We start from the raw sequence: 26,971 nt of genomic DNA, 5'->3' as shown, positions 1-26,971 counted from the left end.
CCTGGCCCGGTAGCCTGTGGCCCGTGTCTACGCCCACGTCCCCCGAGCCCCTGACCGACAGCACGGCAGCCGAGGTCCCGTTCCGCTACACGGCCGCGCTGGCCCAGCAGATCGAGCTCGCGTGGCAGGACCGGTGGGACCAGCTCGGCACCTTCCACACGCCGAACCCGCACGGTGCGCTCACCGACGCCGCGGGTGAGCACGCCGACCCCGGTTCGCGCTCGTTCTTCCTCATGGACATGTTCCCGTACCCGTCGGGTGCCGGACTGCACGTCGGCCATCCGCTCGGGTACATCGCGACAGACGTGGTGGGCCGCTACCGCCGGATGTGCGGCGACAACGTGCTGCACGCCCTGGGCTACGACGCCTTCGGGCTGCCCGCCGAGCAGTACGCGGTGCAGACGGGACAGCACCCGCGCGCCACCACCGAGGAGAACATCGGCATCATGCGCCGCCAGCTGCGGCGCCTTGGCCTGGCGCACGACCCGCGGCGCACCTTCGCGACCATCGATCCGGAGTACGTGCGCTGGACCCAATGGATCTTCCTGCAGATCTTCGAGTCCTGGTACGACGCCGACGCGGTACGCCCGGACGGCGGGACGGGACGCGCGCGTCCGATCGCCGAGCTGGTGGCGCAGTACGAGTCCGGTGCCCGCGCGCTGCCCGCCGACGCCGGGGCCGGCAGCTGGGCGGAGCTCGAGGACGTGCAGCGTCGGCGGGTGATCGACGCCCAGCGCCTGGCCTATGTGTCCGAGACCCCCGTCAACTGGTGCCCGGGCCTGGGCACCGTCCTGGCGAACGAGGAGGTCACCGTCGACGGCCGCTCCGAACGCGGGAACTTCCCCGTGTTCAAGCGCGACCTGCGGCAGTGGAACATGCGGATCACCGCCTACGCGGACCGGCTGGCCGAGGACCTGGACCTCATCGACTGGCCCGAGAAGGTCCGCCTCATGCAGCGCAACTGGATCGGTCGGTCCGAGGGTGCGCAGGTCCGCTTCGAGGTCATCGGCGGCGAGGAGATCGAGGTCTTCACGACGCGGCCCGACACGCTGTTCGGCGCGACGTTCATGGTGGTCGCCCCTGAGCACCCGCTGCTGGACGAGGTGCCGCCCCAGTGGCCGGACGGCACGCACGGCGCGTGGACCCAGGGCTACAAGAACCCGGTGCGGGCCGTCGCCGCGTACCGCGCCACGACGGCTGCGAAGACCGCCGTGGAGCGCCAGGCCGACGCCGGGCGCAAGACCGGCGTGTTCACCGGGCACCTGGCGGTGAACCCGGTGAACGGCGAGTACATCCCGGTGTTCACCGCGGACTACGTGCTGATGGGGTACGGCACAGGCGCGATCATGGCCGTCCCCGCGCACGACCAGCGCGACTGGGACTTCGCGCGGGACTTCGAGCTGCCCGTCGTCCGGGTGGTCGACGGTCCCGGGGACCTCTCCGACGGGGCGTACGTCGGCGACGGGCTGGCCGTGAACTCCACCCACGACGACCTGTCCCTGGACGGACTGAGCGTCACGGACGCGAAGCGCACGATCATCGCGTGGCTCGAGAGGCACGGCATCGGTCGCGGGACGGTCACGTACCGGCTGCGCGACTGGCTGTTCAGCCGGCAGCGCTACTGGGGCGAGCCGTTCCCCGTCGTCTACGACGAGAACGACCTGCCGATCGCCCTGCCTGACGACCAGCTGCCGGTGGAGCTGCCGGACGTCCCGGACTACTCCCCGCGTACGTACGACGCCGACGACGCGGGCTCCGAGCCGGAGCCGCCCCTGGGCCGCAACACGGACTGGGTGAACGTGACACTGGACCTGGGAGACGGGCCGAAGGTCTACCGGCGTGACACGAACACCATGCCCAACTGGGCGGGTTCGTGCTGGTACTACCTCAACTACCTGGACCCGGGCCGGCGCGACGTGGTCGTCGACCCCGAGCTCGAGCGCTACTGGATGGGGGCTGGGCACGACGAGCTGGCGGGCCCGTCCGGCGGCGTCGACCTGTACGTGGGCGGGGTGGAGCACGCGGTGCTGCACCTGCTGTACGCGAGGTTCTGGCACAAGGTCCTCTACGACCTGGGTTTCGTCAGTGCCGTGGAACCGTTCCGGACCCTGTTCAACCAGGGGTACATCCAGGCGTACGCCTACACCGACGCCCGTGGCCAGTACGTCCCCGCAGCCGAGGTCGACGAGGACGAGACGGCCTCGACCGGCTTCCGGTGGAACGGCCAGGAGGTCAGCCGCGAGTACGGCAAGATCGGCAAGTCGCTGAAGAACGTGGTGTCCCCGGACGAGATGTACGCCACCTACGGGGCCGACACGTTCAGGCTGTACGAGATGTCCATGGGCCCCCTGGACCTGTCGCGGGCCTGGGACACCCGCGCGGTGGTCGGGTCGCAGCGCTTCCTGCAGCGGCTCTGGCGCAACATCGTCGACGAGGCCACGGGCGAGGTCACGGTGGTCGACGTCGAGCCCGACGACGAGACGCTGCGCGTGCTGCACCGCACGGTCGACGAGGTCCGCACCGAGATGGACGGGATGCGGTTCAACACGGCCATCGCCCGGATGATCGTCCTCAACAACCACCTGACCGGCCTGGACCGGGTTCCCCGGTCCGTCGCGGAGACTGCCGTGCTGCTGGTCGCGCCGTTCGCCCCGCACATCGCCGAGGAGCTCTGGGCTCGACTGGGTCACGAGCCGAGCGTGGCGTACCGGCCGTTCCCCGTCGCCGACCCGGCCTACCTCGTCGAGGAGACCGTGACGTGCGTGGTGCAGGTCCAGGGCAAGGTCCGCGACCGGATCGAGGTGCCGCCGAGCATCACGGAGGAGCGTCTCGTCGAGCTCGCGCTGGCCAGTGCCGGTGCGCAACGCGCGATGGCCGGCAAGGCTGCGCGCCGGGTGATCGCCAGGCCGCCCGCGCTCGTCAACATCGTGGTCTGACGCGGACCGGTCCTGCACCGTCCACAGCTCGTGCGGGGCATGGGCCTCCACAGCCGTCCCGGACCTGCGTCCGGGGGGCACGGCCGCCTGCCTAGCGTCGGGGCGTGACGACCGACGCCCGTGACCGCCTGGCCGGCCTGACCCGGCCGCCCGACCGGGAGGACCTGCTCCAGGGGGCGCGGGAGCGGACGCGACGAGCCCTCGAGGCTGCGGCGCGTTCCGGGCCCACCCCGACCCGGCCGGTAGCGCGCTGGCGGATCCGGCCCGCGGTGGCGCTTGCGGCCGGTGGCCTGCTGCTCCTGCTCGCGGGCGTGGTCGCGTGGCGCTCATGGCCAGCCGAGCCCGCGGTGCTCGTCACGTTGCCTGCCGATGCCACGCCCACGTCCGGTACGACCGGCGAGGTGGTGGTCGACGTCGTCGGCGAGGTGCGCGCGCCCGGCGTCGTCCACCTGCCGGCCGGCTCGCGGGTGGTCGACGCGCTGGATGCCGCCGGCGGCCCGACCGCCGACGCTCAGGTGGCGGCGGTGAACCTGGCCCGCGTGCTGGACGACGGCGAGCAGGTGGTGGTCCCTGGGCCCGGGACGGCCACCGCGCAACAGCCGGGCCTCGACCTCAACAGTGCCGACGCAGCCGACCTGGAGGCGCTGCCGGGCATCGGCCCGGTGCTCGCCAGGCGGATCGTGGCCTGGCGCACCGAGCACGGTCGGTTCTCCTCGGTCGACGAGCTCGCGGAGGTGACCGGTATCGGTCCGAACCTGCTCGCCGACCTGCGCGGCCAGGTGCGCGTGTGAGCGTCGGGCCGCTCGACCTGCGGCTCGTGCCCGCCGCGGTCGCCGCTTGGCTGGCTGCGACGGTCGGGACCCGGCTCACCGCCCGCGGAGCCGTGGCCGGGCTCGTCCTCGCCCTCGGGTGCGGCGCCGTCGTCGCCGCCACGGTGCTACCCGGACGTGGTCGGCACCGGTCCGCCCGGCCGCCGTCGGCCGGGCCGGTCGTGGTCGCGCTCGCGGCGGCGGCAGCCGTCCTGCTGTCCTGTGCCGTGCAGCTGGCCGCGCGCGAGCGGGGACCGGTGGCCGCCGCGGCCGCGCGAGGTGCCGTGGTCATCGCGGTCGGCACGCTCACGGCACACCCGGTCGCCGACCGGGCCCCGTGGGCGCCGGAGGTGTACCGGGTGCGCACGAGGATGCGTCTGACAGCCGTGACCGTGGGAGGAACGACGACACGCACCCGAGCCGACGTCCTCATCGTGGGGGATGGCGCGGGGCTCGACCACCCGCCCGGCACGCGGCTGCGGGTCGTCGGGCGCCTCGCAGCCGCGCGAGGGGCGCAGTCCGCGGTGCTGACCGCGACGTCCGCCACCGCGCTGCGTGGGCCGCCGCCCGCGCAGGCGGCGGTCGCCCGGCTGAGGGACGGCCTGCGCACCGCCACTGCCGGGCTTCCGGCCGACGCCCGGGGGCTCGTGCCTGGCAGCACCGTCGGCGACACCTCGCAGGTCGCCCCAGAGCTCGCCGACGCGCTGCGCGCCGCCGGTCTCGCCCACCTGGTGGCGGTCTCCGGTCAGCACGTCGCCGTCGTGGTGATGCTGGCGCTCGCGGCGACGGGAGCGGTGCGCGCGCCGCGGTGGGTCCGCGCCGGTGCCGCGGCCCTGGCCGCCGTGGCGTTCGCGGTGGTCGTCGGTGGGGGAGCGGCGGTGCTCCGCGCCGTGGCCACCGGTGCGGTCGGGGCGATCGGGCTCGGCGTCGGACGCCGTGCGGTGCCGCTTCCCGCGCTCGCCGCGGTGGTCGTGGTGTTGGTCGTGGTGGACCCGTGGGCGACCGGCACGCTCGGCTTCCGGCTGTCGGTGGCTGCCACGGCGGCGATCGTGCTGCTGGCGGGGCCGGCTGCCCGGGCGCTGGGCCGCACCGACCGGACGCGACGGTGGTGGCTGGCAGTCACGGTCCCGCTGGCGGCGCAGAGCGCCGTCGGTCCCGTCCTGGCGCTGGTGGACCCCGTCGTCACCCCGTGGGCGGTGCCGGCCAACCTCGTCGCGGCACCGGCCGTGGTACCCGTCACCGTGCTGGGGCTCGTGACGCTCCTCCTGGGGCCCGTGGCTCCGGCGCCGGCCGGGGCCGTGGCGGCCGTCGCCGCGATCCCTGCCACGTGGATCGCCACCGTCGCGCGCGTGGTCGCCACGCTCCCGGGCGCGCGGACACCATGGCACGGGGGTCCCGGCGGGGCGGTCGCGCTCGCGGCACTCACCGGGGCGGCCTGGTGCGCGGGACGGGCGCTGCTCGCCGAGCGCGGGCGGCGCCGACGATGACGGCGGCACGTGGCAGGCTGTGCTCCGTGGCGCGCGCGACGACGATCCCCTGGGACAAGGTGACCCCGGCGCCCTTGGTGCTCGTCACGGGTCCGGAGGGCCTGCTCGCCGAGCGTGCGGTCGATCGGGTCGTGCAGCAGGCCCGAGCCGAGGACCCGGAGGTCGAGGTGACCCGGCTGGAGGCGGCCGGGTACGAGCCGGGTCGGCTGGGGGTCGCGACGAGCGCCTCGTTGTTCGGCGAGCCACGAGTCGTCGTGCTGGGTGGGCTCGAGGCGGGCACGGACGCCGCCTTCGCAGACCTCAAGGCGTATGCCGGAGCGCCGGAGCCGGACGTCGTGCTCGTCGCGGTGCACGGCGGTGGCAACCGTGGGCGGCCGACCCTGGATGCGGTGCGCGCCGCCGGGGCCACCGAGGTCGCGTGCGACCCGGTCAAGCGCGACAGCGACAAGACGGACTTCGCGGTAGCGGAGCTTCGCCGCGGCGGGCGCCGCGCCGAGCCGGCGGCGGTGCGCGCGCTGGTCGAGGCGTGCGGTGCGGACCTGCGCGAGCTCGCGGCTGCGTGCCAGCAGCTCCTCGCGGACACGACGGGCGTGATCGGGGCCGACGTCGTGACGCGCTACTACGGCGGCCGCGTGGAGGCCACCGGCTTCCGGGTCGCCGACGCCGCCGTGGCCGGTCGCGCCGGCGAGGCGGTTGCGCTCCTGCGTCACGCCGTGGCGACCGGCACCGACCCGGTGCCCTTGGTGGCCGCCCTGGCTGTCCGGCTCCGGGTGCTGGCCAAGGTGGCGGCGGCACGAGGACGCGGGCTGACGGCGGGTGACCTCGGGATGGCACCGTGGCAGATGGACCGGGCGCGCCGCGAGCTGACCGCATGGCGACCGGAGACCTTGGCGGCGGCGATCACGGCGGTCGCGCAGGCGGACGCCGAGGTGAAGGGAGCCGGGCGTGACCCGGTCTTCGCCGTCGAGCGGGCCGTGCTGCGGATCGCGGCCGCGGCGGGGAACTGAGTCATAACACATGTGACTCAGGCATGTCCTGCGAATGAACTCTTAGCTAGGCGTGACGAACATCACATCGATTTCGGTCGCGTTTGTGCAGGAAAGAGGCATTTGGCCACGCCGTTCAGGGCTGGACAACGCGCGGAAGTCTGTCATAGTGATGATGACAGTCCCCGAACGAGGAGTTCACGATGACCACCATCGTCAAGGCCGCCACCGTCACCCTGCTGTCCGCCACGCTCGCGATCGTCGGTCTGCCTCTGGGTGGGGGCTCGACCGTGAGCACGCAGAGCACCGGCTGCTGCAAGGCGTCGTTCTGACGACCCTCGCGGATCCCTCTCCGCGGGCCCGGGGCCGCCGACGGCGTGCGTCGGCGGCCCAGGGGCCAGCAAGGCTGCGTCCCAACGGGCGGGCACGCGCTGAGCCATCCGGGTGGTTGTGCACCCGGAACGCCCGGTTCGGGAGGCTCCCGACCTCCCGGCTCTGTCATCCCCGGCAAGTCACGGATAAGGTGATGTGTTGTGACTGAGCTCTCCGATCGCGTCCGCGCCGAACGAGTGCGCGCGGGCCTGTCCCAGACGGCGCTCGCCGGGGACGACTTCTCGCCTTCCTACGTCTCCTTGATCGAGGCGGGCCGCCGGACGCCCACCGACCGGGCGCTGACGGTCCTGGCCGAGCGGCTGGGCACGACGCCCGACTACCTGCGCTACGGCGACAAGGCTCCGAGCGAGGAGCGCGCCCGGCTCGAGCTGGGCTACGCGAGGCTCGCGCTGGCCAACGGCGAGGCCGCGGACGCGCGCGAGCGGCTGCTCGCGCTCGACCTCTCGACGATCGCACCCCGGCACCGCGTCGAGGCGAGGTTCGCGCTCGCCCAGGCTCACGAGGCGCTCGGGGACCTGGACGCGGCCGTCTCCGTGCTCGAGCCCCTCCTGAACGAGGCGCGCTCGCAGGGGCGGTGGCTGCAGGCCGCGAACCAGGCCGCCTACCTCGTGGCGATCTACGTCGAGGCCGGTGACCTCAGTCACAGCATCGAGCTGGGCGAGGAGGTCCTCGCGGAGCTCGAGGCCGCGGGCCTGTCCGCCACGGACGAACACCTTCGCCTGGCGTCGTCCATCCTGTGGTCCTACTACCAGCGCGGCGACCTGCTGTTCGCCGCGCACCGTGCCTCCGGCTTGATCGAGCTCGCCGAGCGGGACGGCACCCGGCGGGGCCGCGGGAGCGTCTACTGGAATGCGTCCCTCGTCGCCGAGGGCCGGGGTGAGTACGCCGAAGCGCGCCGGCTCACCGAGCGCGCCCTGGCATACCTCAGCGAGGCGGAGCCGACGCGGGACGTGCCGCGTCTGCGGCTGCACTACGGCTGGCTGCTGCTGCGGAGCAACCCGCCCGAGCCCGTTGCGGCTCTCGAGCAGCTCCAGGCGGCCGCCGAGGGGTTGGTCAACGTCGGTACCGAGCTGGAGCTTGCACGGTGCATGTTCGAGACCGGCCGTGCCCACCTCCTGCTCGGTGATGCCGCCCGCGCCGAGGAGCTGACCCGGGCGAGCCTCGAGCGCATCGGGGACAGCGGCGACTTCGACGCGTGCGACGCGCACATCGTGCTGGGCGACGCGCTGGCGGCGACGGGCCGACTCGACGAGGCGCTCGTGGAGTACCGCTGGTCGGCCGATCGCCTCGCGATGCTGTCCGCCGGCCGCCAGTCCGCTTCGGTGTGGCGGTCGTTGGGTGACCGGCTGGTGGCCCTCGGCGACCCGGCCGGCGCGTCGGGGGCCTACGCCACCGCCCTCGACGAAGCGGGCATCCGCCCGACGACCTTCTCGATGACCACTCGCCTCCCGCTCGCCGTCGGCTTCGGGGAGCTCGGCGAGTCCTGAGGTCGAGATACGTCCCTCCCGGCCGGCAGGGGGAGTCGGGGCGACGCGATGCAACGAGGGTGCCTCCCATCGGGAGGCACCCTCGTCGTGTGGTCTGCTGTGTGCCGACCGGCTCAGAGCCCGGCGACCTGCTTCGCGAGCGACGACTTGCGGTTGGCAGCCTGGTTGGCGTGGATCACGCCCTTGCTGACCGCCTTGTCGAGCTTCGTGGAGGCGGTGCGCAGCGCCGTGGCGGCGGCGTCCTTGTCGCCGGCCGCGACGGCGTCGCGCACCCGACGGACGTGCGTCTTGAGCTCGGAGCGCACCGCCTTGTTGCGCAGCCGGGCTGCCTCGTTGGTGCGGATCCGCTTGATCTGGGACTTGATGTTGGCCACGTTTGACTCTCTTGTGTGTTCGCCGGAGCGATCTGACAGGTCGTAGAGGACGTGCCCGAACCCGGGACTGGGGCGTGGGGACACCCGCGGAGAGGATCCGGACCTGTGCCCGCCGACCTGGGCGGACACGCGGTCGCCTAGGGTATCAGCCGCTCGGCGCCGTCAGCGAGCCCACAGCGGGGCGCCGCGGGCCGGTCGGCGCTCAGGACTGGGGCAGGATCACGGTCTTGAGCCCGGCGCGCTCGGCGGCCCGGTCGAACCCCGTGGCCGCCTCCGAGAGCCCGAACCGGTGGGTCACCACGTCGCCCAGGTCCACGAGCCCGGACTGCACCAGCGCGATCGTGCGCGGGTAGACGTCCTTCATGCGGCGCACGAGGAGCAGGCTCAGGCCCTTGCGGCGCGCCACGGCAGCCGGGTAGGCGCTGTCCGGGGTGCTCGGGATGCCGGCGAGCAGTACACGTGCTCCAGGCCTGGCCAGCGCCACGGCGGTCGCGATCGCGTCGTCGTTGCCGGCGATCTCCAGCACGACGTCCGCGCCGTCGCCCAGGGACGCGCCGAGCGCCTCGGCGTCCTGCGGTGGCACGGCGTCGTCGGCGCCGGCGGCGAGCGCCGCCTCGCGGCGGTGGGGTAGCGGCTCGACGCCCACCACGCGCACGGCGCCCGCAGCGCGCAGCAGCTGGACCGCGAGCAGCCCGATCGGTCCGAGGCCGACGACGGCTGCGGTCATGCCGAGACGCACGTGTGCCAGGTCCACGGCGTGCAGCGCCACCCCGAGCGGTTCGAGGACGGCGCCGTCCACGGGATCCATCGACGACGGCAGCGGGTGCAGCCGGGACGTCGGCCAGGCCATCAGCTCGCGCAGCGGGCCGTCGGTGCCGCCGTGGCCCGCGAACCGCACCTCGGGGCACAGGTTCGGGTCGCCCTCCAGGCACCGTGGGCACCGTCCGCACGGGATCGCCGGATCGATCGCGACGAGCTGGCCGTCCCACGGGCCGCCGACGACGTGGCCGGCCATCTCATGCCCCGGGACCACCGGGTCGGCCAGGGCGGTCTCACCGACGCTGCCCTCGGTCCACCAGTGCAGGTCGGAACCGCAGATGCCGACGGCGCCGACGCGGATCAGGCTCTCGCCGTCGCCCGCGACGGCATCGGGCTCGACGGACAGCCGGAGGTCTCGGGCGGCGTGCAGGCGCGCGACGCGCATGGTGCTCCTCGGTCGGATCGATTCGTGGGTCGTCCCGATCCTGCCACCCCGGTGCCCCCACTCGGCGTGGCGGCCCCGGCGCCACGACGGAACGCGGCGGCGATCACAGACCGCGGCGTGCGGGGCGCCGCGATCTGGCCGGGGTGCCGCGATCTGGCCGGAGCGCCGCGATCACGGCGTCAGGGGTAGGGCGAGTGTGCGGTGGGCCGCGGTGCGGTCGCCGGTCACCGTCAGGGTGACGGCGTCGACGCGGTGCCACAGGACCAGCGCCAGGTCCCGGGCGGTGGCCCGCACCGTGGCGGCCGCAGGTCCGCCGGGACCGAGCCGCCACGCGCCCTGCGCACACGCGAGATCGATCGCGTGCGGGAACGTCGGGGCGCGGCCGATCCGGACCTGGCGCGGTGCCAGGGTGTCCGCCACCTCCGCCACGGCGTCCGCCCACACCTCGTCGGGGAGCGCGTCGTGACCGGCGCCGGCCGCCTCCTGCAGGTCCCAGAGGTGGATGAGCGTCTCGTGCAGCTGGCGCCGGCGCCAGAACGTCGCCGGCCCGCGACCGACCAGGGTCAACGCGGGCGTGTCGCCGACCTCGGCCAGGGTGTCGACGAGGTGCCCGGCCGCCCACGTGTAGAAGGCGGTCAGGCTCGCCGCGTCCCGCGGCCGTGCGGGCTCGTGCGGATCCAGGTCCACGCCCAGCGCCATGGCCGCCGCCCACCAGTGCACGCCGCCGAGGTGCAGCGCGAGGTCGGCGACCCGCCACGCCCCGCACGAGGTCACCGGTGCCTCCGGGTCGGTGGTCGCCAGCGTCGCGGCGAACCGGCGCTGGGTGTCGGCGAGCGCCGCGAGGTGGTCCAGGGTCACGGCGCCATGATCGCGCACGGGTGCCCGTGCGGCTGTTCGGCAGTCGTCGTGGGACGATGAGTGTCGCCAGACCTGCATCGCAGGCCCACCACCTCGACCCTGACCAGGAGTGCGTTGTCCCCGATCCCGAACGCCGCGCAGGTCGCGACGATCGCCCCGGCCGCCACCCCGCCGCACCTGCTGCGCAACTTCTGCATCATCGCCCACATCGACCACGGCAAGTCGACGTTGGCGGACCGGATGCTGCAGCTCACCGGTGTGGTCGACGAACGCACCATGCGCGCGCAGTACCTCGACCGGATGGAGATCGAGCGTGAGCGGGGCATCACCATCAAGTCCCAGGCCGTGCGGATGCCCTGGGCCGTCGCCGAGCCCGGCGGGGGCAGCCAGGCGTATGCGCTGAACATGATCGACACCCCGGGCCACGTGGACTTCACCTATGAGGTCTCGCGGTCCCTCGCGGCGTGCGAGGGCGCCGTGCTGCTGGTGGACGCTGCCCAGGGCATCGAGGCGCAGACGCTGGCGAACCTGTACCTGGCGATGGAGCAGGACCTGGCGATCATCCCGGTGCTCAACAAGATCGACCTGCCCGCCGCGCAGCCCGACCGGTACGCCGAGGAGATCGCGGGCCTGGTCGGGGGCGACCCGGAGGACGTCCTCCGGGTCTCCGGCAAGACCGGGGCAGGCGTGGCGGAGCTGCTCGACCGCATCGTGGCCGAGGTCCCCGCTCCGGTCGGTGACGCGGACGCCGCAGCACGCGCGATGATCTTCGACTCGGTCTACGACACCTACCGGGGCGTGGTGACCTACGTGCGCGTGGTGGACGGGCACCTGTCGCCGCGTGAGCGGATCCTGATGATGTCGACCCGGGCGACGCACGAGCTCCTCGAGATCGGCGTGATCTCGCCCGAGGCCATCCCCACCCAGGGGCTCGGCGTGGGCGAGGTCGGGTACCTCATCACGGGCGTGAAGGACGTGCGGCACTCCAAGGTCGGTGACACGGTCACCAACCAGTCCAAGCCCGCTCCGCAGGCCCTCGCGGAGTACCACGACCCCAAGCCGATGGTGTACTCCGGGCTGTACCCGATCGACGGCTCCGACTACCCGGTGCTGCGCGACGCGCTCGACAAGCTCAAGCTCAACGACGCGGCGCTCGCCTACGAGCCGGAGACGTCGGTCGCACTCGGGTTCGGCTTCCGCGTCGGGTTCCTGGGGCTCCTGCACCTGGAGATCGTCCGCGAGCGGCTCGAGCGCGAGTTCGACCTGGACCTGATCTCCACCGCGCCCAACGTGGTCTACACCGTGACCATGGAGGACCGCACCGTGCACCAGGTCACCAACCCCAGCGAGTTCCCCGGCGGCAAGATCTCCGAGGTCCGCGAGCCCGTGGTGCGGGCGACCGTGCTGGCACCCTCGGAGTACATCGGCGCGATCATGGAGCTGTGCCAGAGTCGCCGCGGCGAGCTCCTCGGCATGGACTACCTGTCGCCCGAGCGGGTCGAGATGCGCTACACCCTGCCGCTCGCGGAGATCGTGTTCGACTTCTTCGACCAGCTCAAGTCCCGGACCAAGGGGTACGCGTCGCTGGACTACGAACCGGCCGGTGACCAGGCGTCGGACCTGGTCAAGGTGGACGTGCTGCTCCAGGGCGAGCAGGTGGACGCGTTCAGCGCCATCGTGCACAAGGACAAGGCGTACTCCTATGGCGTCGCGATGGCCGGCAAGCTCAAGGAGCTCATCCCGCGCCAGCAGTTCGAGGTGCCCATCCAGGCGGCCGTCGGCAGCCGCGTGATCGCACGTGAGACGGTCCGCGCGATGCGCAAGGACGTGCTCGCCAAGTGCTACGGCGGCGACATCACCCGCAAGCGCAAGCTGCTGGAGAAGCAGAAGGAGGGCAAGAAGCGGATGAAGACGATCGGCCGGGTCGACGTGCCGCAGGAGGCCTTCATCGCGGCGCTGTCCACCGACTCCGGCAAGGACGACAAGGCGAAGAAGTGAGCGCCGTCGTCGCCGCGGTGTGCGTCGTCGGTGCGCTCCACCCCGACGCCGGGACCGCCGGCGTCACCGCGATCGACAAGCGACCCGTGGACGGGCCTGTGCGTGTCGGCCGGTTCGGGCTGCGCGGTGACGTGCAGGCGGACCGCAAGCACCACGGAGGCGAGGACAAGGCGCTGTACGCCGTGGACGCGGCGGAGATCGCGTGGTGGAGCGCGCAGCTGGGTGCCGAGCTTGCGCCGGGTGCGTTCGGCGAGAACCTGCGGGTGGCCGGCCTGCCCGTCGACGACGCGCTCCTCGGCGAACGATGGCGGATCGGCGATATCGAGGTGGAGGTGACCGGCCCCAGAAGCCCGTGCGCCACGTTCGGGCGGTGGCTCGGCCAGGACGGCTGGGTCCGGCGGTACACCGAGCGTGGCAGGCCCGGGGTGTACCTGCGCGTCGTGCGCGGGGGAGAGGTCCGGGCGGGGGACCAGGTGACCGTGCTGGACCGTCCGACGCACGGCGTGAGCGTGGCGCGGTGGTTCGGGGCCGAGCATCCCGAGGACGCCCGCGCGGTCCTCGTCCATGCACGCTCCGGCGAGTGGGAGCCGGCCGACTACCTGCGCGCCGGGCTCGAGACCGCGGCGGGCAGGGCGCCCGAGCCCTCCGGGAGCGACCGGTAGTGCCGGCTCTTCCCGTGGGTGAGGCCGTGCCGGACGACGGCTCGCTGCCCGGCTGGCTCGCCGACGTGCCGCCGGCCGCACCGGGCCTGGGGCTGTACCTGCACGTGCCCTTCTGCCGCGTGCGGTGCGGGTACTGCGACTTCACGACGTACACCGCCGCGGAGCTGGGCGGGGGAGCCGACCAGGCCGGCTATGCGACCACCGCCTCCCTGGAGATCGCACTCGCGGCCCGGACGCTGAGCTCGGTCGGCCGGGCACGGTCGCTCAGCACGGTCTTCGTCGGCGGCGGGACCCCGACGATGCTGCCGACGTCCGACCTCGCACGGATGCTCGCCACGGCGCGCGACGAGCTCGGCCTGGATCCTGACGCCGAGGTCACGACCGAGGCCAACCCGGACTCCGTGGACGAGGCGGCGCTCGAGCGGCTGGCCGAGGCGGGCTTCACGCGGGTGTCCTTCGGCATGCAGTCCGCTGTCCGCCACGTGCTGGCGACGCTGGACCGCACGCACGACCCGGACCGCGTGCCGCAGGTCGTGGCGTGGGCGCGTCGGGCAGGGCTCGCGGTGTCGCTGGACCTCATCTACGGCACTCCGGGCGAGACCGTCGAGGACTGGCGGCGCTCGGTCGAGGCGGCCCTGGAGACGGGTGTGGACCACCTGTCGGCGTATGCCCTGGTGGTCGAGGACGGCACCAGGATGGCGGGCCAGGTGCGCCGGGGGCTGCTGCCCGCGCCGGATCCCGACGACCAGGCGACCAAGTACGAGCTCGTCGACGAGCTCGCGTCGGCCGCCGGCCTCGCGTGGTACGAGGTGAGCAACTGGGCTCGGCCCGGCGCCGCGTGCCGCCACAACGAGGCCTACTGGCGCGGTTCCGACTGGTGGGGTGTGGGGCCCGGTGCGCACTCGCACGTCGGTACCCCGCAAGCCTCGGTGCGGTGGTGGAACGTCAAGCATCCGCGCCCCTACGCGGAGCGGCTAGCGAGGCACCGCACCCCGGCGGCCGGCCGCGAGCTCCTGGACGCGGCGTCGGTGGCGTTGGAACGGACCCTGCTCGGCGTGCGGGTGGCCGAGGGGCTCGCGGTGCAGAGCCTGGCCCCCGGTGGCCGGACCGCAGTGGCGGGGCTGGTCGCGGACGGACTGGTGGATGGTGCGGCAGCGGTGCGGGGGCGGGTGGTGCTGACCCGTCGAGGCAGGCTGCTCGCTGACGCCGTGGTGCGGGCGCTCACGGCCTGAGCCGGGTCAATGGGCGAGCAGCGCTCCGGCAGCGGTGCTCGAGGTCCTCGGCCGGGGCGTCGAAGACCGTGACGGCCATGGATCACGCGGGTGAAGGTGGACCTCTCGGGCCGTGATCGGACCGCGTGGACCCTTGACACGAGAGCCGCATTATCGATTCGCTGGCGCACAGTCGTCGGCGACTCCGTCGACGTACGTGCGAGGAGGACGAGTGACTGAGAACCCGGGCTCCCAGCCCACGCCGGCGTCCGACCAGAATCCACCCGCAGCGCCGCCGCCGCCACCCGGACAGAACCCCCCGCCTCCCGGCGGCTACCAGGCACCCCCGCCTCCCGGTGGCTACCAGGCACCTCCGCCCGGGTACCAGGCGCCACCGCCCGGGTACCAGGCACCTCCGCCCGGGTACCAGGCACCTCCGCCCGGGTACCAGGCGCCACCGCCCGGGTACGGTGCGCCCGGCTCGCAGGTGGGTGTGGGTGACGCGTTCGGCTGGGGCTGGAACAAGTTCACCCAGAACGTCGGCCCGTACATCCTCGGGATGCTGGGCTACGCCGTGCTCGGCTTCGTCCTCGCCGGCATCCCGTACCTGATCATGGCTGCGGGCGCCAGCACCATGACGATCGACGCGAACGGCAACCTGCGTGGTGGCGGGCTCCTGGGCGTCGGCTTCGGCTCGCTCGCCCTGGTCGGGATCCTCGGGATGGTCGTGGCCATGCTGGCCGCCGCTGGCATGGTCAACGCCTCGCTGCGGGTGGCCAACGGGGAGCGGATCTCCGTGGGTACCTTCTACACCTACCCCAACCTCGGCCGCGTGATCGTGACCGCGCTGCTCGTCGGACTGGCGACCTGGCTCGCCAGCCTGGTGACGTTCTTCCTGGGCGGCCTCGGCGGCGTCGTGGTCGGGTTCTTCGCGGTGTTCGCGATCTTCTTCGCCGTGGACCAGGGGATGGGTGCCGTGGATGCGATCAAGGCGAGCTTCTCGCTGGTGAGCAAGAACGTCGGCCCGGTCGTCCTGGTGTACCTGGTGTCGGCCGTCGCGGTCTTCGTCGGTGGCCTGCTGCTCGGCCTCGGTGACTTCGTGGCCGTCCCGCTCGCCGTCCTGGCGACCACCTTCCTGTACCGCAGGTTGGTGAACGGGCCCGTCGCGGCCTGACAGTCCTCTGCTGGGGGCCCGGGAGCGTCCGCTCCCGGGCCCCTCGTCGTCCGGTACGTGCTCGACGCTGGCTGCGTCGGCTCAGCTCGTGACGAAGTCGATGAGCTCCTCCATCCGGCCGAGCAGGCTCGGCTCCAGGTCACGGTAGTCGCGTACGGCGCCGCGGATGCGGCGCCAGCCCGTCGCCACGTCGGCCTGGTCGGCGTGCGGCCAGCCGAGCGCCGCGAGGATGCCCTCCTTCCACGGTGTGCCACGGGGGATGTCGGGCCACCGGCCGAGCCCGAGGCGCTCCGGCTTCACGGCCTGCCAGACGTCGACGTATGGGTGACCCAGCACCAGCACCGTCCCGGCCGGCGCGCCACGGACCGCGGCCTCGGCGATCCGGGACTCCTTGCTGCCGGGTACCAGGTGGTCCACGAGCACGCCAAGGCGGCGTCCCGCACTCGGCGCGAAGCGTGCGACCTCGGCGGCCAGGTCGTCCACGCCGTTCAGCATCTCGACCACGACGCCCTCGAGGCGGAGGTCCTCGCCCCACACCTGCTCGACGAGCTCGGCGTCGTGCCGGCCCTCGACCCAGATCCGGCTGTCGCGTGCCACCCGCGCGGTGGCGTGCGGCACGGCGCGGGACCCGGACGCGGTCCGGGTCGGGACGGCCGGCGCGGGCGCTGCCACGGGCGGGACGAGCTCGACCGGTTCCCCGTCGACCCAGAAGCCCGGCCCCAGCGGAAAGGTCCGCGTCCGGCCCTTGCGGTCCTCGAGCACGACCACACGCATGCCGCCGGACCGCTCCACGCGAACCACCGCGCCGACCCAGCCGGTGGTGACCTCCTCGACCACCAGGTCGCGTTCCGCGGGCACCGGTCGCGACGTCGGCCTCGCGGGCGTCCGCGGGCCCGCGAGCACGTCGCGTCCGTACCTGTCCATCGCCGTCTCCTCCCGCAGCTCCCCGGCATGATCCCCCGACCCGGACCCCCCTTCGCTGTGGCGCGCCGGGCGCGCGCCCGCGACCGGCGCACATCCCGTCGAGAGCGGTGCCTGCAGGTGCGCCACTCGGCCGGGAGCACACCGCTCGGCGGGGGTGAGGTCAGGAGTGCAGGGTCTTGGCGAAGAAGAGCTCGGCGTACGGGTTGTCGTTGTAGCGCTCGACCCGGTGGTAGCCGGCCCGCTCATACATCGCGATCGCCTCGACCAGCGTGCCGTTGGTGTCGAGCACGACGCGGTCGTGACCCGCCGCGGCCGCCATGGTCTCCAGGTGCCGCAGCATGCGGGACCCCAGCCCGGCACCGCGCCAGGCGGGGTGCACCCACATGCGCTTGATCTCGGCGGTGCCCGGGTCGGCGAGCTCGCGGAGCCCCCCCAGGGCCACGGGTTCGCCGTCGGACGTGGCCAGCACATACCGGCCGGTGTCGAGCGCGTCGAGCGCGAAGCCCCGCGGGAACCTCCGGGCGAGCTCCGCGACGTAGCGCCCGGCTGCGTCGCGCACCGCGGGGTCGGAGTCGGGCACCTCGCGCAGCGCCACCGTCGCTGCCCTGACCAGCAGGTCCGCGGTGGCCAGGGCGTCGGCCAGGCGCTCGCGTTGCCGCGGGCTGAGGGGATCGACCAGGCGCGTCGCGAGGTCCTCGGAGCGGGACTCGAGCTCGTGCCACGCCTGCCGGCCGCTCCGGGTGAGCTCCGCCAGGCGCCGACGGCCGTCGCCGGGGTCCGGCCGTAGCCGCACGAGCCCGTCCTGCTCGAGTCGCGAGAGCACCCGGCTGAGGTAGCCGGAGTCGAGGTCCAGGCGGTCCCGCAGCACGCCAACCCCGGCGCCGTGCAGGCCGATCTCGTACAGCACCCGGGACACGCCCAGCGGGCGGCCGGTCCCCAGGAACGACTCCTCGAGGGCGCCGATCCGCTGGGTGTAGGTGCGGTTGAAGCGCCGCAGGGTCGCAGTGATGCCGTCATCCTGGTGCACGGTCGCTGACTCTAGTCAGCGAAAGAGCGAGGCGTCGAGCACGCGGACCGGGCCCCTGGTGCTGCACCGTGGTGGGCCGTCGTACGATGAGGGATTAGCACTCGGTGGTGGCGAGTGCCACCGCCGTCGGACGTGCGAGAGGAGGCCGGATGAGCGACGACCGTCGGCTCGACGTCCTGCGCGCGATCGTCGAGGACTATGTGACGACCAACGAGCCGGTCGGCTCGCGCGCCCTCGTCGAGCGGCACGCCCTGGACGTCTCGCCCGCGACCATCCGCAACGACATGGCCGTGCTGGAGGAGGCGGGCTACATCGCCCAGCCGCACACCTCGGCCGGTCGCGTCCCCACGGACAAGGGCTACCGGCTCTTCGTCGACCGGCTGTCCTCCGTCAAGCCGCTGTCCGCCGCCGAGCGCCGGGCGATCGCCACGTTCCTCGCCGACGCCGTGGACCTGGACGACGTCGTCGACCGGTCCGTGCGGCTGCTCTCCCAGCTCACCCACCAGGTCGCCGTGGTGCAGTACCCCTCGCTGGCGCGGTCCGCCCTGAGGCACGTCGAGCTCGTGCCGCTCGAGGACCGCCGCATCCTGGTGGTGATCATCACGGAGACCGGCCGGGTGGAGCAGCGGATCGTCGAGCTCGACGAACCCGTGGCCGAAGACCTCGTGCCGGAGCTGCGGGCCCGCTTGAACGTCAGCGCCGCGGGCCGTCGGCTCAGCGAGCTCGACGTCCCCCTGTCCCAGGTCGTCGAGGCCTTCGCGGTCGGGGAGCGTGGCGCCGTCCGGGCGGTGGCCGACGTGGTGCGCGACACGCTCGCCGAGACCACCGAGGAGCGGGTCGTGATGGCCGGCACCTCCAACCTGCTGCGGGCCGACCGGGACTTCCCAGGCACGGTACGCCCGGTGATCGAGGCGCTCGAGGAGCAGGTCGTCCTGCTGCGCCTGCTCACCGAGATGGCCGAGGACACCGTCGACGTGGCGGTGCGCATCGGTCACGAGAACACCCATGTCGGCCTCGCAGAGGCCTCGATCGTCGCGGCGGGGTACGGTGCCGACGGCGAGACCGTCGCCCGGATCGGTGCCCTGGGCCCGACCCGGATGGACTACGCCGGCACGATCGCGTCGGTGCGCGCGGTCGCCAGGTACCTGTCCAGGATCCTCGCCGGATGACGGCCGCCGTGTTGACGCCCACCGTGGGCAACGCCTGAGAGGGACGAGTGAGCAGCGACTACTACGCGATCCTCGGGGTGCCGCGTGACGCCACCCCGGAGCAGATCAAGAAGGCCTACCGCAAGCTCGCACGCGAGCTGCACCCCGACGTGGCGCACGGGGACGGCGCCGCCGAGAAGTTCAAGGACGTCTCGCGCGCGTACGAGGTGCTCTCCAACCCGGAGAAGCGCGAGATGTACGACCGCGGCGTCGACCCGACCGCGCCGGGAGGCGGCGGCGCCGGCTTCGGTGCCGGGTTCGGCTTCCAGGACATCTTCGAGACGTTCTTCGGCGCCGCGCAGGGCGGAGCGTCCCAGCGCGGTCCGGTGCCACGCTCGCGGCGCGGCCAGGACGCCCTGGTCCGGCTCGAGCTGGACCTCGCGGAGGCCGTGTTCGGCGCGCACCGGGAGATCACGGTCGAGACCGCGGTGGTCTGCCCCACGTGCTCCGGCTCGTGCTGCCGCCCGGGCACCAGCCCCCGAACGTGCGAGGTGTGCGGCGGCCGCGGAGTGGTCCAGCGGGTCGCACGCTCGTTCCTCGGCCAGGTCATGACCAGCAGCCCGTGCGCGGCGTGCCACGGCTTCGGCACCGTGATCCCGGACCCGTGCCCCGAGTGCTCGGGCGAGGGACGGGTGCGCAGCCGTCGCACGCTCACCGTGGACGTGCCCGCGGGCGTGGAGACCGGCACCCGGATCCGGCTCACGGGGCAGGGCGAGGTGGGCCCGGCCGGTGGCCCGCCCGGGGACGTCTACCTCGAGGTCCGTGAGCGCCCTCACGACGTGTTCATCCGGGACGGGGACGACCTGCACTGCACGCTCGAGCTGCCCATGACGGCGGCCGCGCTGGGCACGGTCGTCCAGCTGGAGACCCTGGACGGTCCGCGGGAGGTCGACGTGCGTCCCGGGACCCAGCCGGGCGAGGTCCTGGTGCAGCGTGGGCTGGGCGTCGGCCGGCTGCACGTCGACGGCCGTGGTGACCTGCACGTGCACGTCGCGGTCCAGGTCCCCACGGCACTGGACGAGGAGCAGGAACGTCTGCTCCGGGAGCTGGCAGCGGCGCGTGGCGAGGAGCGCCCGGCGTCCAGGCTCGCCCCGGCGCACTCGGGTGTCTTCGCCCGGCTGCGCGAGAAGCTCGCGGGCCGGTGAGCTGAGCTGAGCGCACCGGTCTTCCTGGCCGCCGCCGGCACGCTGGGCCACGAGCCCGGCCAGGCCTACCGGCTCGAGGGCGCCGAGGCGCGGCACGCCGGCGTGGTCCAGCGCCGCCGGGTCGGCGACCTGGTCGACGTCGTCGACGGCGCCGGGGTTCGGCTGCGCTGCGCGATCACGCACGTGGAACCGGGCGTGCTGGATCTCGAGGTGCGTGCCAGGCTCGTGGAGCCGGAGCCCGCGGTGCGCGTGCTCCTCGCGCAGGCCCTGGCCAAGGGCGATCGGGACGAGCGCGCGATCGAGGCCGCGACGGAGGTCGGCGTCGACGGCGTGATCCCGTGGCAGGCGCAGCGGTCCATCGTGGTGTGGCGCGGGGACCGGGCGGCGCGCAGCCGGGCCAAGTGGATCGCCACCGTGCGGGCAGCGACCAAGCAGTCCCGGAGGGCGCGTCTGCCGGAGGTCGCTGAGGCGGTGACCACCACCGGGCTGGCCGAGCGGGTCGCGGCCACCGTTGACGCCGCAGGCGCCGCCCTCGTGCTGCACGAGGAGGCCGTTGAACCGCTGTCGGCGGTCGGCCTGCCCACCTCCGGTGACGTCCTGCTCGTGGTCGGCCCCGAAGGGGGCATCGACGATGTCGAGCTCGCCGACCTCGTGCGGGCCGGGGCGCGCCCGGTGCGGCTGGGGCCGCACGTGCTGCGGACCTCGACGGCGGGACCGGTGGCCGCCGCCCTGGTGTGCGAGCGGCTGGGCCGCTGGGCGACGCCCGGCCGGTCGGACGTCAGCGCACGGTGAAGGTGGCGCTCACCTCGTTGCGCGGTGGCGCGGAGGAGTCGTTCTCACCCTGTCCGGGCTCCCACACGCGCACGGTGTAGGTGCCCGGGTCGAGCGTGAGCTCGAACTCGTAGGGTCCGACCTCTCCGTTCGCCCCGCCGTTCGTGAAGCCGCGGTCCACCGTCGCGCCCGAGGAGTCCACCACCTCGTAGGCGAGGTTGCCCTCGTACGCCGTCGCGTCGCCGGTCACCGTCACCGTCGGTCCGACGACCGTGGCACCGTCGCCCGGGGTCAGCAGCGAGTTGGAGCCGTTGGTCACGGGCTGGCCCTCCGTCGCGGTGGCCGTCGGGGTCGCGCTCGTGCTCGGCGACGCGGTGGACGCGGGCGTCTCCGAGCTCGCCTGGCTGCCCGTGGCGCAGCCGGCCAGGGACAGGCCTGCGGCGAGCGCGACGGCAGCGCCGAGAGCACGAGCGGTGCGGACGTACATGGACCACCTCCTGGTCGGTGCCTCCCATCCTCCCAGGTGCGGACCCCGACGTCAGGTCTAGCCTGGCCGCATGTCGTCGACAGCGCCGCTCACGTCACCCGACTGCCTGTTCTGCAAGATCGTCGCCGGCGAGGTGCCCGCGGAGGTGGTGACGAGCACCGACACGGTCGTGGCTTTCCGGGACATCGCGCCGCAGGCGCCCGTCCACGTCCTGGTGGCGCCTCGCGACCACCACGCCGACGTCGCCCAGCTCGCGGCGGCCGACCCCGCTCTGCTCGCCGACGTGGTGCGGACCGCGAACGAGGTGGCCGAGTCGATGGCGGACGGTCAGTTCCGGCTGATCTTCAACACCGGCACGCACGCCGGCCAGTCGGTCTTCCATGTGCACGGGCACGTGATCGCCGGTGCGTCGTTGGGCTGGACGCCCGCCTGAGGCCCCGCGGGTCAGTGCGGCGCGGACGACTACTATGGGAGGTCCGCGGACCGAGGAGGACCTGGGCCGTCCGGCCCCACCCATGAGCACACCAGCGCGCAGCTCCGCCTCTGGCGTCGAGCACCGCATCGTGGTCCCCTCGCATCTCAGCCTGGCACTGCTGGGGCCGGGGGACGAGGTCCTGCGGGCCATCGAGGCCGGCTTCCCGGACGTCCGCATCCATGCCAGGGGCGACGTGGTCACGGTGCACGGCTCGCCGGGCGACGTCGCGCTCGTGGGCCGTCTGCTCGACGAGCTGCTGGAGGTCGCGACGTCGGGCGCGACCCTGGACCGTGACGTGGTGACCCGGTCGGTGCAGATGCTGCGCGGAGCCACCGCGCGCCCGGCCGAGGTGCTCACCCAGAACATCCTGTCCAGCCGCGGCCGCACGATCCGGCCCAAGACGGTCGGGCAGAAGACCTACGTCGACGCCATCGACGCGAACACGGTCACCTTCGGCATCGGGCCGGCCGGGACGGGCAAGACGTACCTCGCCATGGCCAAGGCGGTGCAGGCACTGCAGTCCAAGCAGGTGAACCGCATCGTCCTGACCCGTCCCGCCGTGGAGGCAGGAGAGCGCCTGGGCTTCCTGCCCGGCACGCTCGCGGACAAGATCGACCCGTACCTACGGCCTCTGTACGACGCCCTGCACGACATGGTCGACCCGGACTCCATCCCGCGGCTCATGGAGTCCGGCACGGTCGAGGTCGCCCCGCTGGCCTACATGCGCGGCCGCACCCTCAACGACGCGTTCATCATCCTCGACGAGGCGCAGAACACCTCGACCGAGCAGATGAAGATGTTCCTCACGCGGCTGGGATTCGGCTCGAAGATGGTGGTGACCGGCGACGTCACGCAGGTGGACCTGCCCGGGGCGACGACGTCCGGCCTTCGCGTGGTCGAGGGGATCCTCGGGGGGGTGGACGACGTGCAGTTCTGCCGGCTGACGTCCTCCGACGTCGTCCGGCACCGGCTGGTCAGCGAGATCATCGACGCGTACGCGCACTTCGACGCACGGAGCCGAGGGTGAGCATCGAGGTCAACAACGAGAGCGGCGTCAGCGTCGACGAGGCCGAGTTCGCGGCCCTGGCGCGGCACGTGCTGGACGCCATGCGGGTGCACCCGCAGGCCGAGCTGTCCATCATGCTCGTCGGTTCGGACGTGATGTCGGACCTGCACATGCGGTGGATGGACGAACCGGGTCCCACCGACGTGCTGTCGTTCCCGATGGACGAGCTGCGCCCGGCGCTCGAAGGCGAGGTGCCCACCCCTGGTCTGCTGGGGGACGTGGTGCTGTGCCCGGAGGTGGCCGCGCGTCAGGCGCGCGAGGCCGGCCACTCCACGACCGAGGAGCTGCTGCTGCTCACCACGCACGGGATCCTGCACCTGCTCGGCTACGACCACGCCGAGCCGGACGAGGAGAAGGAGATGTTCGCGCTGCAGCGCCGCCTGCTGCTCACCTTCCTCGCCGGGCGATGAGCGGTCCAGGAGGCTGGCTCCTCGCGGCCGCGCTCGTCGCCGTCCTGCTCGCCGCCGGGCTGTCCGCCGGAGAGGCTGGCCTGCGGCGCATCGGCCGGCACGCGCTCGCCGAGCTCGCCACGCCGACCGCGTCGGGTCGGCGGGTGGCGCGGTTGGCGGCCGACCCGCCGGTGGCCGCTGACGCCGCCGCCGCGGTGCGGGTCGCGCTGGAGGCCTTCGCCGCGGTCCTCCTCACGCTCGGGATCGCGACGTTCGGGTGGCGGTGGTGGCAGGTGCTGCTCCTCGCCGCGCCGGTCGCGCTCGTCGCCGCCCTGCTCGGTGTGCGGCTCGCGCCCCGGCGGGTGGGACGCCACCACCCCGGTGGCGCGGTGGTGGCCTCGTCGGCGCTGCTGGTCGCGGCGGCCGGGGTGGTGGGCCTCGCGAGGGTCTCGCGTGCCGCGGAGCAGGAGCACGACCTGTCCGACGAGGAGCTGCGCGACATGGTCGACCGGGTCAGCGAGTCCGACTCGATCGAGGACCAGGACCGCGAGCTGTTCCGGTCCGTCCTCGAGCTCGGCGACACGCTGACCAGGGCGGTCATGGTGCCGCGGACCGAGATGATCACGCTGCCGCGCGGTACTCCCGTCCGCAAGGCGCTCTCGCTGTTCCTGCGCTCGGGGTACTCGCGCGTGCCGCTGGTCGGTGAGTCGGTGGACGACGTGCTGGGCGTCCTCTACCTCAAGGACCTCGTCCGGCACCGCCACCTCGTGCCGGACAGCGACAACGCGCCGGTGGACACGCTTGCCCGGCCGGCCGTGTTCGTGCCGGAGTCCAAGCCGGTGGACGAGCTGTTGCGCGAGATGCAGCACGGCTCGAGCCATCTCGCGCTCGTGGTCGACGAGTTCGGTGGCATCGCTGGGCTCGTGACGATCGAGGACGCCCTGGAGGAGATCGTCGGCGAGCTCACCGACGAGCACGACCGGACACCACCGGAGGTGGAGGACCTGGGCGACGGCACGTACCGGGTACCCGCCCGGTTGCCGGTGGACGAGCTGGGCGAGCTGTTCGACCTCGAGCTCGAGGACGAGGACGTCGACACCGCGGGCGGTCTGCTCGCCAAGGCCCTCGGCAAGGTCCCGCTGTCCGGCTCCAAGGCCCAGGTCGGGCCGCTCCTGCTGGTCGCGGACCGGGTGGAGGGGCGGCGCAAGCAGCTGTCCACCCTGCTGGTCTCGCACGCGCCGACGCCCGGCGAACCCACACCGAGGGGACACCGATGACACCGCAGCCCGCCGACCGCACCGCCGAGCAGCCCGCCGAGCACCGTTCCGGGTTCGTGTGCATCGTCGGCCGGCCCAACGCCGGCAAGTCGACCCTGACGAACGCGCTGGTCGGGGAGAAGGTGGCGATCACGTCCGGTCGCCCGCAGACCACCCGGCACGTGATCCGCGGTGTGGTGCACCGACCGGACGCGCAGCTCGTGCTCGTGGACACCCCCGGACTGCACCGGCCCCGCACCCTGCTCGGCGAACGCCTCAACGACCTGGTGATGGCCACGCTGGGCGAGGTCGACGCGGTGGTCTTCTGCCTGCCGGCCGACCAGCGCGTCGGACCGGGGGACCGGTTCATCGCCGAGTCCCTGGCGCAGCTGCGCCGCGGCGGCGCGGGTACACCCGTGGTCGCGGTGGCGACCAAGGCCGACCTCGTGGGTCGTGAGCGGCTCGCCGAGCACCTGGTGGCGATCGACCAGCTGGGCGAGTGGGACGAGATCGTCCCCGTCAGCGCCGTGGACGGGTTCCAGGTGGACACGCTGGTCGACGTTCTGGTGCGGCACGTCCCACCGGGCCCCGCGCTGTACCCGGCCGGCGAGCTGACCGACGAGCCCGAGGCCGTCATGGTCGCCGAGCTCGTGCGCGAGGCCGCCCTGGAGGGAGTCCGCGACGAGCTGCCGCACTCGCTCGCCGTGGTCGTCGAGGAGATCGTCCCGCGGGAGGGCCGCGACGGCTCGGACGGTCGCGCGCCGCTGCTCGACGTGCGGGTGAACCTGTTCGTCGAACGTGACAGCCAGAAGGGGATCGTGATCGGGCGCGGTGGCTCGCGGTTGCGCGAGGTCGGGACCACCGCACGGCGGGGCATCGAGGCGTTGCTGGGTTCCAAGGTCAACCTGGACCTGCACGTGAAGGTCGCCCGGGACTGGCAGCGGGACCCCAAGCAGCTCGGCCGGCTGGGTTTCTGAGCGTCCGGGTCACGCCCATCGGCTCAGTAGACTCCCGGGGTGCGCTACCGGATCGCCCTGACCAGTGCGCTCGCCGTGGTGCTGCTCGGGGCGCTCGGGGCGTTGGCAGGACCGGGCTGGGATCCGGTGCCGATGACGGCCACCATCGACGTCGAGACGCCGGACACCACGATCGGCCAGTCGCAGGGCACCGAGCCGATCGGTACCTACGACGTGGTGACCTCGGTGGTGACGGTCCGGCTCAACGGTGCGAGCGTCGAGGCGCAGATCAGCGAGCCCGTCGGGGCACGAGGGCTGCGGCCCGGGGTCGTGTTCGTGCACGGGGCCGGGACCGGGAAGTTCACCCGGGCGTTCCGGACCCAGGCGCACGCGCTCGCGTCGGCCGGTGTCGTCACGATGGTTCCGAACAAGCGACTGGACACCTACACCACCCGGCACCGCGACTACGTGGCCATGGCCAACGACTACCTGCGCAGCGTGGAGCTGCTGCGCGGACTCCCGGGTGTCGACCCGGACCGGGTGGGCGTGTTCGGTGAGAGCGAGGGCTGCTGGATCGTCCCCGTGATGGCGGCCGACAACCCCCGGGTCGCGTTCACCATCCTCACGGCCGCGCCCGTGGTGCCGCCTCGTCAGCAGGCCGCCTTCGCCGTCGACTCCTACCTGCGCAACACGGGCGTGCCGGTGGAGGTGCTGCGGGCGATCCCGCGCACCGTCGGGATGGAGCTGCCGGGGGGCGGGTTCGGGTACATCGACTTCGACGTCGAGCCCTTCCAGCAGCGCATGCGGCAACCCGTGCTGATCGTCTACGGCACCGGGGACGCGGCGATGCCCACCGTGCAGGGCGCGCTGCAGATCATCGACGACGTCTCGACCGCAGGGAACCCGGACTGGACGGTCCGCTACTACAAGGGCGCCGATCACGGGATCAAGGTGGACGGCAAGGTCGACCGGGACTTCCTGCGGGACATGGCCGCATGGATCCAGGGGCTGCCCGCCACGGGGCACGCCGACCCACGCGTGGCCGGTGCGGAGCCGCACCAGCGCTTCCTCGCGAGCCCCGTCGCGCGGCCGCGGTGGTACGCCGAGGGCGACATGCTGGTCGCCCTCCTGGTCACCATCGGGATCAGCCTGCTCGTGGCTCCCGTGACGTGGCTCGTCCGGCGGCTGCGGGGACACCGGACCCCTGCCCTGTCGGAGGGCGTCCCGGTGCCGCTCGCGGTGATGTCGGTCTCCGCTGCGTCGTCGTTCGCGCTGTTCGTGGTCTATCTGCTGGTCGTGGCCAACCTCGCGCAGAACTACCGCACCAATGCGCTCGTGGTGCAGGGCGGCTGGCTGCTGGTGCGGCTGCTCGGGCTGATCAGCGTCGTCGCCGGAGTGGTGCTCGCCTATCGCGTGCTGGACGGACGTCGACGCAGGCACGTGCGCGCATCGCGCACCGTGGGGGGCCGGTGGTGCCTCATCGGATCGCTGACGGGGTCGGCGATGCTGCTGACGCTGCTGGCCTACTGGAACGTGTTCCCGGCGCTGCTCTGAGCCCTGCACGTCGCCGAGGGATCGGGGTATGGTGTCGCCGTGCGTCTGAGCAGCCTCCTCCTTGGTCGCCGCGGCGAGGCCCTCTAAGGCCGGATCCTCGTCGCGGTGGTTCGCCGTCCCTGGCCGTCACCCGA

General features: G+C 73.2%; 25 protein-coding genes. 19 read left to right on the top strand and 6 right to left on the bottom strand.

Features of this window, described 5'->3' with window-relative positions; translation table 11 throughout:
- Positions 1–23 precede the first annotated feature (23 nt).
- The 6 genes from leuS (at position 24) to Q6348_RS13075 (ending at position 8,098) form a co-directional block, all read left to right on the top strand.
- Positions 24–2,936, top strand: a complete 2,913-nt coding sequence (gene leuS, locus Q6348_RS13100; RefSeq protein ID WP_304601721.1) for a leucine--tRNA ligase — start codon at positions 24–26, stop codon at positions 2,934–2,936.
- A 104-nt stretch (positions 2,937–3,040) separates the two neighbouring features.
- Positions 3,041–3,727 (top strand): ComEA family DNA-binding protein, encoded by a 687-nt coding sequence (locus Q6348_RS13095; RefSeq protein ID WP_304601720.1) that lies wholly within the window; start codon positions 3,041–3,043, stop codon positions 3,725–3,727.
- Positions 3,724–5,232 (top strand): ComEC/Rec2 family competence protein, encoded by a 1,509-nt coding sequence (locus Q6348_RS13090; protein WP_304601719.1) that lies wholly within the window; start codon positions 3,724–3,726, stop codon positions 5,230–5,232. Before Q6348_RS13095 ends, Q6348_RS13090 begins: the two co-directional genes overlap by 4 nt.
- Positions 5,229–6,239, top strand: coding sequence for a DNA polymerase III subunit delta (gene holA / locus Q6348_RS13085; protein WP_304601718.1), 1,011 nt, complete (start codon positions 5,229–5,231; stop codon positions 6,237–6,239). The genes Q6348_RS13090 and holA overlap by 4 nt, the downstream gene beginning before the upstream one ends.
- 182 nt (positions 6,240–6,421) lie before the next feature.
- A complete protein-coding gene (locus tag Q6348_RS13080) occupies positions 6,422–6,550 on the top strand; it encodes a hypothetical protein (protein ID WP_304601717.1) in 129 nt (42 codons plus the stop codon).
- Between the two features lie 201 nt (positions 6,551–6,751).
- A complete protein-coding gene (locus Q6348_RS13075) occupies positions 6,752–8,098 on the top strand; it encodes a helix-turn-helix domain-containing protein (protein ID WP_304601716.1) in 1,347 nt (448 codons plus the stop codon).
- A gap of 113 nt (positions 8,099–8,211) precedes the next feature.
- On the opposite strand, the gene rpsT is transcribed toward Q6348_RS13075, so the two are convergent.
- The 3 genes from rpsT to Q6348_RS13060 form a co-directional block, all read right to left on the bottom strand.
- A complete protein-coding gene (gene rpsT / locus Q6348_RS13070; RefSeq protein ID WP_304601715.1) occupies positions 8,212–8,472 on the bottom strand; it encodes a 30S ribosomal protein S20 in 261 nt (86 codons plus the stop codon).
- 202 nt (positions 8,473–8,674) lie between these two features.
- Positions 8,675–9,676 (bottom strand): zinc-dependent alcohol dehydrogenase, encoded by a 1,002-nt coding sequence (locus Q6348_RS13065; RefSeq protein ID WP_304601714.1) that lies wholly within the window; start codon positions 9,674–9,676, stop codon positions 8,675–8,677.
- A 171-nt stretch (positions 9,677–9,847) separates the two neighbouring features.
- Positions 9,848–10,534 carry a maleylpyruvate isomerase family mycothiol-dependent enzyme gene (locus Q6348_RS13060; RefSeq protein ID WP_304601713.1) on the bottom strand — a complete coding sequence of 229 codons (687 nt, stop codon included), beginning with the start codon at positions 10,532–10,534 and terminating at the stop codon, positions 9,848–9,850.
- Positions 10,535–10,648: 114 nt separating this feature from the next.
- Here Q6348_RS13060 and lepA point away from each other — a divergent pair, with 114 nt between their 5' ends.
- The 4 genes from lepA to Q6348_RS13040 all read left to right on the top strand — a co-directional run bounded on the left by lepA (position 10,649) and on the right by Q6348_RS13040 (position 15,579).
- Positions 10,649–12,532: a translation elongation factor 4 gene (gene lepA / locus Q6348_RS13055; protein ID WP_304601712.1), complete on the top strand. Its 1,884-nt coding sequence runs from the start codon at positions 10,649–10,651 to the stop codon at positions 12,530–12,532.
- Positions 12,529–13,194: an MOSC domain-containing protein gene (locus Q6348_RS13050; protein WP_304601711.1), complete on the top strand. Its 666-nt coding sequence runs from the start codon at positions 12,529–12,531 to the stop codon at positions 13,192–13,194. Before lepA ends, Q6348_RS13050 begins: the two co-directional genes overlap by 4 nt.
- A complete protein-coding gene (gene hemW / locus Q6348_RS13045) occupies positions 13,194–14,426 on the top strand; it encodes a radical SAM family heme chaperone HemW (protein WP_304601709.1) in 1,233 nt (410 codons plus the stop codon). The genes Q6348_RS13050 and hemW overlap by 1 nt, the downstream gene beginning before the upstream one ends.
- Positions 14,427–14,637: 211 nt before the next feature.
- Positions 14,638–15,579, top strand: a complete 942-nt coding sequence (locus tag Q6348_RS13040) for a hypothetical protein (RefSeq protein ID WP_304601708.1) — start codon at positions 14,638–14,640, stop codon at positions 15,577–15,579.
- A gap of 81 nt (positions 15,580–15,660) precedes the next feature.
- Here Q6348_RS13040 and Q6348_RS13035 read toward each other — a convergent pair whose 3' ends face one another.
- Together Q6348_RS13035 and Q6348_RS13030 are read right to left on the bottom strand one after the other, a co-directional pair.
- Positions 15,661–16,503, bottom strand: a complete 843-nt coding sequence (locus tag Q6348_RS13035) for a DUF3097 domain-containing protein (RefSeq protein WP_304601707.1) — start codon at positions 16,501–16,503, stop codon at positions 15,661–15,663.
- Positions 16,504–16,663: 160 nt separating this feature from the next.
- Positions 16,664–17,530, bottom strand: coding sequence for a bifunctional helix-turn-helix transcriptional regulator/GNAT family N-acetyltransferase (locus tag Q6348_RS13030; protein WP_304601706.1), 867 nt, complete (start codon positions 17,528–17,530; stop codon positions 16,664–16,666).
- Between the two features lie 149 nt (positions 17,531–17,679).
- On the opposite strand from Q6348_RS13030, the gene hrcA reads away from it, so the two are divergent.
- Genes hrcA through Q6348_RS13015 form a run of 3 tightly spaced genes read left to right on the top strand, consistent with a single transcriptional unit; the run spans position 17,680 to position 20,675 of the window.
- Positions 17,680–18,699 (top strand): heat-inducible transcriptional repressor HrcA, encoded by a 1,020-nt coding sequence (gene hrcA / locus Q6348_RS13025; RefSeq protein WP_304601705.1) that lies wholly within the window; start codon positions 17,680–17,682, stop codon positions 18,697–18,699.
- Positions 18,700–18,746: 47 nt separating this feature from the next.
- The gene (gene dnaJ / locus Q6348_RS13020) at positions 18,747–19,883 is read left to right on the top strand and encodes a molecular chaperone DnaJ (RefSeq protein WP_304601704.1); all 1,137 of its coding nucleotides are present in this window, start codon (positions 18,747–18,749) and stop codon (positions 19,881–19,883) included.
- Between the two features lie 6 nt (positions 19,884–19,889).
- On the top strand, positions 19,890–20,675 hold the full coding sequence (locus tag Q6348_RS13015) for a 16S rRNA (uracil(1498)-N(3))-methyltransferase (RefSeq protein WP_304601988.1): 786 nt from the start codon (positions 19,890–19,892) through the stop codon (positions 20,673–20,675).
- On the opposite strand, the gene Q6348_RS13010 is transcribed toward Q6348_RS13015, so the two are convergent.
- Complete coding sequence (locus Q6348_RS13010; protein WP_304601703.1) at positions 20,662–21,141, bottom strand: Gmad2 immunoglobulin-like domain-containing protein; 480 nt, start codon at positions 21,139–21,141, stop codon at positions 20,662–20,664. The two genes, Q6348_RS13015 and Q6348_RS13010, sit on opposite strands and share 14 nt — an antisense overlap.
- A gap of 70 nt (positions 21,142–21,211) precedes the next feature.
- Between Q6348_RS13010 and Q6348_RS13005 the strand changes: the two genes are divergently transcribed.
- The 6 genes from Q6348_RS13005 (at position 21,212) to Q6348_RS12980 (ending at position 26,837) form a co-directional block, all read left to right on the top strand.
- Positions 21,212–21,574 (top strand): HIT domain-containing protein, encoded by a 363-nt coding sequence (locus tag Q6348_RS13005; protein WP_304601702.1) that lies wholly within the window; start codon positions 21,212–21,214, stop codon positions 21,572–21,574.
- Between the two features lie 82 nt (positions 21,575–21,656).
- The gene (locus Q6348_RS13000) at positions 21,657–22,643 is read left to right on the top strand and encodes a PhoH family protein (RefSeq protein ID WP_304601701.1); all 987 of its coding nucleotides are present in this window, start codon (positions 21,657–21,659) and stop codon (positions 22,641–22,643) included.
- Positions 22,640–23,092: an rRNA maturation RNase YbeY gene (gene ybeY / locus Q6348_RS12995; RefSeq protein WP_304601700.1), complete on the top strand. Its 453-nt coding sequence runs from the start codon at positions 22,640–22,642 to the stop codon at positions 23,090–23,092. The genes Q6348_RS13000 and ybeY overlap by 4 nt, the downstream gene beginning before the upstream one ends.
- Positions 23,089–24,348 carry a hemolysin family protein gene (locus Q6348_RS12990; protein WP_304601699.1) on the top strand — a complete coding sequence of 420 codons (1,260 nt, stop codon included), beginning with the start codon at positions 23,089–23,091 and terminating at the stop codon, positions 24,346–24,348. Before ybeY ends, Q6348_RS12990 begins: the two co-directional genes overlap by 4 nt.
- Positions 24,345–25,304: a GTPase Era gene (era, locus tag Q6348_RS12985; RefSeq protein WP_304601698.1), complete on the top strand. Its 960-nt coding sequence runs from the start codon at positions 24,345–24,347 to the stop codon at positions 25,302–25,304. Before Q6348_RS12990 ends, era begins: the two co-directional genes overlap by 4 nt.
- A gap of 39 nt (positions 25,305–25,343) precedes the next feature.
- On the top strand, positions 25,344–26,837 hold the full coding sequence (locus Q6348_RS12980) for an alpha/beta hydrolase family protein (RefSeq protein WP_304601697.1): 1,494 nt from the start codon (positions 25,344–25,346) through the stop codon (positions 26,835–26,837).
- The last annotated feature ends 134 nt before the right edge of the window (positions 26,838–26,971 follow it).

The sequence above is a fragment of the Actinotalea lenta genome, from assembly GCF_030586465.1.
In the GTDB taxonomy this organism is placed as follows: Bacteria; Actinomycetota; Actinomycetes; order Actinomycetales; family Cellulomonadaceae; genus Actinotalea; species Actinotalea lenta.
The sequence above is the reverse complement of the archived record's forward strand: the minus strand, read 5'-3'. Positions and strand labels throughout refer to the sequence as shown.

Coding starts and splice junctions, on each gene's coding strand:
- Q6348_RS13000 (WP_304601701.1), top strand. CDS start 21,657: ATGAGCACACCAGCGCGCAGCTCCGCCTCTGGCGTCGAGCACCGCATC.
- Q6348_RS13035 (WP_304601707.1), bottom strand. CDS start 16,503: ATGGACAGGTACGGACGCGACGTGCTCGCGGGCCCGCGGACGCCCGCG.
- Q6348_RS13080 (WP_304601717.1), top strand. CDS start 6,422: ATGACCACCATCGTCAAGGCCGCCACCGTCACCCTGCTGTCCGCCACG.
- Q6348_RS12990 (WP_304601699.1), top strand. CDS start 23,089: ATGAGCGGTCCAGGAGGCTGGCTCCTCGCGGCCGCGCTCGTCGCCGTC.
- Q6348_RS13065 (WP_304601714.1), bottom strand. CDS start 9,676: ATGCGCGTCGCGCGCCTGCACGCCGCCCGAGACCTCCGGCTGTCCGTC.
- holA (WP_304601718.1), top strand. CDS start 5,229: ATGACGGCGGCACGTGGCAGGCTGTGCTCCGTGGCGCGCGCGACGACG.
- Q6348_RS13005 (WP_304601702.1), top strand. CDS start 21,212: ATGTCGTCGACAGCGCCGCTCACGTCACCCGACTGCCTGTTCTGCAAG.
- era (WP_304601698.1), top strand. CDS start 24,345: ATGACACCGCAGCCCGCCGACCGCACCGCCGAGCAGCCCGCCGAGCAC.
- hrcA (WP_304601705.1), top strand. CDS start 17,680: ATGAGCGACGACCGTCGGCTCGACGTCCTGCGCGCGATCGTCGAGGAC.
- Q6348_RS13010 (WP_304601703.1), bottom strand. CDS start 21,141: ATGTACGTCCGCACCGCTCGTGCTCTCGGCGCTGCCGTCGCGCTCGCC.